General features: G+C 72.9%; 7 protein-coding genes. 6 read left to right on the top strand and 1 reads right to left on the bottom strand.

Annotated elements, in window-relative coordinates:
- The 6 genes from CCN56_RS38960 to CCN56_RS38935 form a co-directional block, all read left to right on the top strand.
- Positions 1–934: M56 family metallopeptidase (locus tag CCN56_RS38960; protein WP_306300663.1), on the top strand; the 934-nt coding region annotated here is incomplete at its 5' end.
- Between the two features lie 233 nt (positions 935–1,167).
- Entirely contained in the window at positions 1,168–1,539 is a 372-nt protein-coding gene (locus CCN56_RS38955) for an N-acetyltransferase (protein WP_256962414.1), read from the top strand.
- Positions 1,540–1,757: 218 nt separating this feature from the next.
- Entirely contained in the window at positions 1,758–2,651 is an 894-nt protein-coding gene (locus tag CCN56_RS38950; protein WP_179200152.1) for a cyclopropane-fatty-acyl-phospholipid synthase family protein, read from the top strand.
- Positions 2,652–2,733: 82 nt separating this feature from the next.
- Positions 2,734–3,174 carry a Fur family transcriptional regulator gene (locus tag CCN56_RS38945; RefSeq protein ID WP_256962413.1) on the top strand — a complete coding sequence of 147 codons (441 nt, stop codon included), beginning with the start codon at positions 2,734–2,736 and terminating at the stop codon, positions 3,172–3,174.
- Between the two features lie 395 nt (positions 3,175–3,569).
- A complete protein-coding gene (locus CCN56_RS38940; protein ID WP_086832341.1) occupies positions 3,570–4,619 on the top strand; it encodes a helix-turn-helix domain-containing protein in 1,050 nt (349 codons plus the stop codon).
- Positions 4,620–4,760: 141 nt separating this feature from the next.
- On the top strand, positions 4,761–5,822 hold the full coding sequence (locus tag CCN56_RS38935) for a helix-turn-helix domain-containing protein (RefSeq protein WP_086832340.1): 1,062 nt from the start codon (positions 4,761–4,763) through the stop codon (positions 5,820–5,822).
- A gap of 150 nt (positions 5,823–5,972) precedes the next feature.
- Here CCN56_RS38935 and CCN56_RS38930 read toward each other — a convergent pair whose 3' ends face one another.
- Positions 5,973–6,176 carry a hypothetical protein gene (locus tag CCN56_RS38930; RefSeq protein ID WP_086832339.1) on the bottom strand — a complete coding sequence of 68 codons (204 nt, stop codon included), beginning with the start codon at positions 6,174–6,176 and terminating at the stop codon, positions 5,973–5,975.
- Between the last annotated feature and the right edge of the window lie 295 nt (positions 6,177–6,471).

Here is a 6,471-nt window from a genome sequence, read left to right as displayed (position 1 = left end):
ACGGCCCGGCCGGGGGCGGCGCGTGAACCATCACCTCCTCGTCCCCCTCGGGCTCGCGCTCCTCACCGGGTTCCTCGTTCCCTCGCTGGTCGTCCGGGCCCGCTGGGCCCAGCAGGTGCCCCGGCTCGCGCTCGCCGTCTGGGTCGCGTGCGGGACCGGCTTCGCGGCCGCGACCGCGCTGCTGTCCGCCCAGCTGGTCCTGCCTGCCGACAGCAGTCACCGCCTGGCCGACATGATGTTCGGGCTCGAACCGCCCACGCTCGACCAGCTCCTGAACCTCGACGGGCGCGAACGCTTCGCCCTCTCCCTCGCGCTCCTCGTCCTCTCGCCGCCCGCCGCCGCGTTCGTCCGCCGCCTCGCCAGGGCCCGGCGGATGCGGACCCGTCACGCGGGGGTGCTGCGGCTCGTCGGACGGTACGACCCCGCGCTGCGGGCCACCGTCCTCGACGACGACCGGCCCGCCGTCTACTGCCTGCCGGGGCGGAGCCGCCGGGTCGTCGTCTCCTCGGGCGCGGTGCACACCCTGACCCCCGCCCAGCTCGCGGCGGCCCTCGCGCACGAGCGGGCGCACATCACCGGACGGCACCACCTCCTGGTCGCGGCGGCGGAGGCCTTCACGGCCGTCTTCCCGCGCCTCCCGCTCGCGCGCCACGGCGGGACCGCCGTGCCGCTGCTGATCGAAATGGCCGCGGACGACCGGGCGTTGCGCCGGTGCACGCGGGACGCGCTCGCGACCGCGCTGTACGCGCTGGCCTCGGGCCGGGCGCCGCGGTCCGCGTTCGCCGCGGGCGGGCCGTCGGCGGCGCTGCGGATGCGGCGCATCCTCACCCCGCACAGCGCCGGACACCCCGTACTGCTCGGGCTGTCGACGATCGCGGCGGCGGCCCTCGCGATGGCTCCGTTGATCGTCGCCTGCTGCTCGTTCCCCCGCTAATCGCGAACACCGGCATTTACTAAGCGAATTCGTAGATTTCGCATCGGTCACGAACCGTGAAATACGCCGCTATCGTGGGTACGTTGAGGCTCGGACTCGGCACGTCGAAGGGTGCAAAACCAATGCAGCTCGCTGGCGTTCGTGCGGCAGCGGCCGGCGACGCGACGACGATATCCAGACTGCTTGCCGACATCATCCGGAGCAGCTACGCCGGAATACTGGACGAAATCCCGATGCGGCGGCTGATCTCCGCACAATGCGCACTCCCCCGCATACGCGCGGAAATTGAAATTCCGGGGGGCGCGCCGGGATGGCTCGGCTGGCTGGTCGCCACGGACCCGCAGGGCGCGGTCGTCGGCGTCGCCGCGGGCGGCGTCCCGGTGCCGGGCGAGGGCGAGGTGTACGCGCTCGCGGTGGAGCCCGGCTCGCGCCGCGCCGGCGTCGGTACGGCCCTGCTGGCCGCCGCGACCGAGCGGATGCGCGGCTACGGCGCCCGGGAGCAGCGCGTGGAGCTCCCGGCGGAGGCCGACCCGGCGCTCCCCTTCTACTCCCGCCTGGGCTTCGCGGCCCTCTCCCCGAGACGGTTGAGCAGAGCGCTCCCCTGAGGCCCCGGCCTCCGAAGCACCGCTCGCCCGAAGCGCCGCCTCCCGAAGCGCGGCTCCGCCGGGCCCACCGTGGCAGATCCACGCCATCGCGTGTTCACGCAGCCCGATCCGGTGGATCGGGGTTCGTTCCCCAGGTCAGGATGGGTTCAGCGGCGCGGGCCCGGCGGCACGGGTTCCCCGTCCGGACGGCATGGACCGAGCGAGCCCCTGGAGGAGCGATGCACACACCGAGCGGCACTTCCCTGCCCGTCGTGCCCGCAGCGCTCGCTCCGGTCCTGCCGTCCCGATACGGCCTCGACCAGGAGCCCGCCCCCGGCGCCGGCATCCGGGTCACCGCCGACACGCTCCCCGGGCTCGAGTCGGTCTCCCCCGCCGACGAGAGCTCGGTCTGGCTGCACGACGCCCTGCTCGGCCCGCACAGCGCGGACATCGTCCGCTACCTCAGCCTCGCCCGCTCCACCGGCGGACCCGTCCTCGACCTCGGCTCCGGCGCCGGGCGGCTCGCCGTCCCGTTCGCCCGGCACGGCTTCGCCGTGGAAGCCGTGGACCGGGACGCCTCGGCCCTGGAGCGCCTCGAAGGCTGGGCCCGCAGGATCGGTCCGCAGGTGGCCGGGCTCGTCGTCACCCATCGCGCGGAGCTCACCGAGCTCCGCCTCGAAGGCAGCTACCGGCTCGCACTGCTCGCGGGCGCCATGGTCACCGCCGTCCCGCCCGCCAGCCGGCCGGAGCTGCTCCGGGAGGTCGCCGCCCATCTGGAGACGGGCGGGGCGCTCGCCCTCGACTACACCGCGCACCAGCTGCCGGGCCTGATCGCGGAGCCGCGGCGGACCTGGGCCTTCCAGGTGCCCCGCTTCGACGGGATCGACGAGTGGGTGGTGGCCCGGCAGGTCTTCGACCTGCCGTCGATGAGCGAGCGGATCACGTACTACGCGGCCAGGACCGGCAAGGTGTCCTCGGAGCGGGTGGTGCTGACCACCGACAAGTGGATCGTCGACCCGGAGCGGCTCGCGGCCGAGCTGCACTCGGCGGGCCTGCACATCGAGGGCCGACGGCGCCACCGCATCGACGAGCGGACCGAGTCCGTCCTCCTGGTGTGCAGGGCGGACGACTGACCGATACGGACCTGCCCAGGTTGACGAGCAAGAGGTACGATGCCCACAAAAGTTTGAGCCGACCAGGTGGCGGGCGGAGAAGATGGCAGTCGTGGAAGAGCTGACGGGCCGCGAGGCGGTGATCCAGCGCCTGCGCGATGTCGGGCTGCGGGTCACGGGCCCGCGCCTGGAGGTGCTCACGGTGCTCGCCGCCGGCGGCCATCTCGACGTCGAGGCGATCACCACGACCGCGCGCGAGCGCCTCGGCACGCTGACCAGCCAGGCCGTGTACGAGATGCTGCGGCACTTCCAGGAGACCGGCCTGGTCAGCAAGTTCGACCGGCCCGGCCTGCCCGCGGTCTTCGAGATCTCCGGCCCGGCCCACCAGCACGCCCTGTGCACCTCCTGCGGCCGGGTGGAGAACGTCTCCGCGACCGCGCCCGAGCCGCCCCGGGGCGCCCTGCCCCAGTGGCGGGTGGACGACGCGGAGGTCGTCTTCAAGGGCCTGTGCCCCGACTGCGGGGCGGGCGAAAGCACCGCCTGAGGCGCGTCCGGCTCCGTACGCCCGACCGCCAGGGCCGCCGTCACCCACGTGCGCCCGACCACCTGACCGCCGTCACCCACGTGCGCCCGACCGCCAGGGCCGCCGTCACCCACGTGCGCCCGACCACCTGACCGCCGTCACCCACGTGCGCCCGACCGCCGGGGCCGCCGTCACCCACGTGCGCCCGACCACCTGGACCGCCGTCACCCACGTGCGCCCGACCGCCGGGGCCGCCGTCACCCACGTGCGTTCCACCGTCTGAGCCGCCGTCGGCTGCGCGTCCACCCCGCCTACTGAGGCGTAGTCAACATCGTGCGTGTCGTTCGATTTTGTGGCAGGGTCTAGCGGGGCGATTCAACAGGGTCCGCGGGGATCCGAGGGGAGTCTGCTGCACCGTGTCCAGAAACGCCGCCGTGACCCGCGCGGGGAGCGATGCCCGCATGGGCAGCGACCAGGCCCTCGCCGTCTACCAGGAACTGCGCGCCCGCCCCGAGGCCGGCTTCGACGAGGTCGCGGACCGTTTCGAGCTCTCCGCCGACGAGCGGGAGCGATGTCGGTGCGAACTCGCCTCCTTAGGCCTCACCGCCGCCCCCCGTGACCCTTCGGAACCCGCCGTCCACACGGTCGTCGACCCCGATGTCGCCCTGCTGCGACTACTGCGCCGCGAGCGCGACCGGCTCCAGGAGCGCCTCGCCGCGACCAGCCGCGCGCACACCGCCCTCGAAGCCCTCGCCGGACCGTTCCTGCGGGCCGGGGCCGCGCCCCGCTCCGAGGTCGAGGTGGAGATCGTCACCGACCCGCAGCGGGTGCTGCGCGAGCTGTCGGACCTGACCGAGTCCGTGCGCACCGCCGTCCACGTCATGCACACCGGCTCCGTCCGGCGCGAGGACATGGCCGCCGAGCTGGAGCGGGACCGCTCCCGGGCCGCCCGCGGAGTGCGGGTCCGCGCCATGTACAGCCGCCGGGTCGGGACCGTGCCCGAGATGACCCAGCACCTGAAGGACCGGGCGGCGCTCGGCGTGGAGCTGCGCCTCTCCCCCGTCGTCCCGATGAACATGGTCCTCGCCGACGAGAACTTCGCCCTGCTGCCGACGGACCCGCACGCCCCGGACTCGCCGATCATCCTGGCCCGCGGCCCCGGTCTGGTCCGCTCGTACCTCGCGCTGTACGAGTACTGCTGGCAGGCGGCCTCCCGGTACGGCGAGGAGCCCGGGGAGCAGGGCGGCGACGGGCTCTCGGACCAGCAGCGGGCCGCGCTGCACATGCTCGCCTCCGGGATCAAGGACGAGCAGATCGCCCGCAGCCTCGGGGTCTCGCTGCGCACGGTCAGCCGGCTCCTGTCCGAGGTCATGCAGGAGCTGGGGGCGGCGAGCCGCTTCGAGGCCGGCGTCAAGGCGGCCCGGCTCGGGCTGCTCGACGGCGAGGGGCCGGAACCCGTGGCCTAGTACGAGGAGTTCGTATGTCATGGAGGACGCGCACGGGCCGCAGGGACCGTGCGGGCCGCAGGAAGCACAGGACGGACTCCCGCCGAGCCGGATGACCGGGTGAGGGCGGGGCGACTCGGAGACAAGGGGGGTCACTTCGCCATGGTCACCGCGGGCGACGGCATCGGGAGCATCGGGGACGGCACGGCCGACGTCCTGCTGGCCGTGTACCAGGAGCTGCGCCGCCGGGGCGTCTCGGACTTCGAGGAGGTCCGCAGGGAGTTGGGGCTCGCGCCGGAGGAGTACGAGCGATGTCGTCGCGAACTCCTCTCCCTGGGCCTCATCGTGCCCACGGGGCAGGCGCACGCCACCGTCGCGGCCGTGCAGGACGGCAGCTGGCGGTCCGAGACGGACACGGTGGCGGCGATCGACCCGGAGATCGCGCTCCTCCGGCTCCTGGAGCGGGAGCGGGAGCGGCTGCGGGAGCACCTGGCCGAGGCGGACGAGGCGTACAGCACCCTTGAGGTCCTGGCGGGCTCCTATCTGCGGGCCGCGGCGCTGACCCGGGCGGAGGCGCACGTCGAGGCGCTGACCGACTACCGCAGGATCCAGCAGGCCATCGAGGACATCACCGATGTGATGCAGGAGAGTTCGGCCTCGCTGCACCCGGGGACGCCGGGCCGGCAGAACCCGGACCGGATGCTCGACCGGGACCGGCGGCAGCTCGCCAACGGGGTGCGGGTGCGCGCCATCTACGGCCGGCAGGAGGCCACGGACCCGCAGATGGAGAAGTTCCTCGGGCAGCGCGCGGAGCTGGGGGTGGAGATCCGGCTCGCGCCGGTGGTGCCGATGAACCTGATCATCGCCGACCAGCAGTTCGCCCTGGTGCCGATCCGGCCGGAGGAGCCGGGCGAGGGCGCGATCCTGGCGCGGGGCAGTGCGCTCGTACGGCCGTATCTGAGCCTGTACGAGCACTGCTGGCACACGGCGACCCCGTACGGGAACGAGGCGGTGGCGGAGGCGGGCGGCGACGGGCTCTCGGAGCAGCAGCGGGCGGCGCTGCACATGCTGGCCTCGGGGATGAAGGACGAGCGGATCGCGCGGACGCTCGGGGTGTCGCTGCGGACGGTCAGCCGGATGATCTCGGAGCTGATGCAGGAGCTGGGGGCGACGAGCCGGTTCGAGGCGGGCGCGCGGGCGGTGCGGCTCGGCTGGCTGGACTGATTCTTTTCGATCTTTTCGGGACTGCGCTGCTTAGGCTGTTCCGGCTGCTGAGGCTGTTTCGAAAACGCCCTGGGCCCCGCAATCGTGGCAGCGATCGCGGGGCCTGGTGGTGGGGGGATGATTCCGAGGGCAATTCCCGGATTCGTGAAATCAGTTGGTGGGGGTCGGGTTCGGCGGAACGACCGGCCAGCCGTTGTCGTCCGCGACGCCGGCGACGGTCTGGGGGGTGACCGGGGCGGTGCTGTCCGGGGAGACGGCGAAGGCGGCACCGGCCGCGACCGCCGTACACGCCACCATCGCGACCATGAACTGGCGGACGGCCTTGCGGATACCGGAGTTCTGCTGAACGGACATGATTCCTCCAGGACTTGGAATGTCAATTCCGCCTTCCGGGGCCCGTGCCGCCGGGCGTTCCCTGAAGACATCTCCATTCTGTCCCGGCCCCCGAATCGAATCCAGGGATTCTCCGTGCGTGGACCCGCCATGGCGTGGATGCGTCAACACGCCATCACCACAACGGAATTGAAGCATCCGGAGCTCGCCATACCTTTGGTTGAACCAAAAGAGATGCTAGACTTGTGCTACGGCCTTCTCGTTCCTCCAGGAGAGAGGGGCCGCCGGGGCAGGGGCGTGCCGCCGCCCCTGCCCC

The sequence above is a fragment of the Streptomyces sp. NRRL B-24572 genome (assembly GCF_002156145.1).
Taxonomy (GTDB): Bacteria; Actinomycetota; Actinomycetes; order Streptomycetales; family Streptomycetaceae; genus Streptomyces; species Streptomyces vietnamensis.
This window is presented reverse-complemented; position numbering and strand designations above follow the sequence as displayed.

Coding starts and splice junctions, on each gene's coding strand:
- CCN56_RS38950 (WP_179200152.1), top strand. CDS start 1,758: ATGCACACACCGAGCGGCACTTCCCTGCCCGTCGTGCCCGCAGCGCTC.
- CCN56_RS38935 (WP_086832340.1), top strand. CDS start 4,761: ATGGTCACCGCGGGCGACGGCATCGGGAGCATCGGGGACGGCACGGCC.
- CCN56_RS38955 (WP_256962414.1), top strand. CDS start 1,168: ATGCGGCGGCTGATCTCCGCACAATGCGCACTCCCCCGCATACGCGCG.
- CCN56_RS38930 (WP_086832339.1), bottom strand. CDS start 6,176: ATGTCCGTTCAGCAGAACTCCGGTATCCGCAAGGCCGTCCGCCAGTTC.
- CCN56_RS38945 (WP_256962413.1), top strand. CDS start 2,734: ATGGCAGTCGTGGAAGAGCTGACGGGCCGCGAGGCGGTGATCCAGCGC.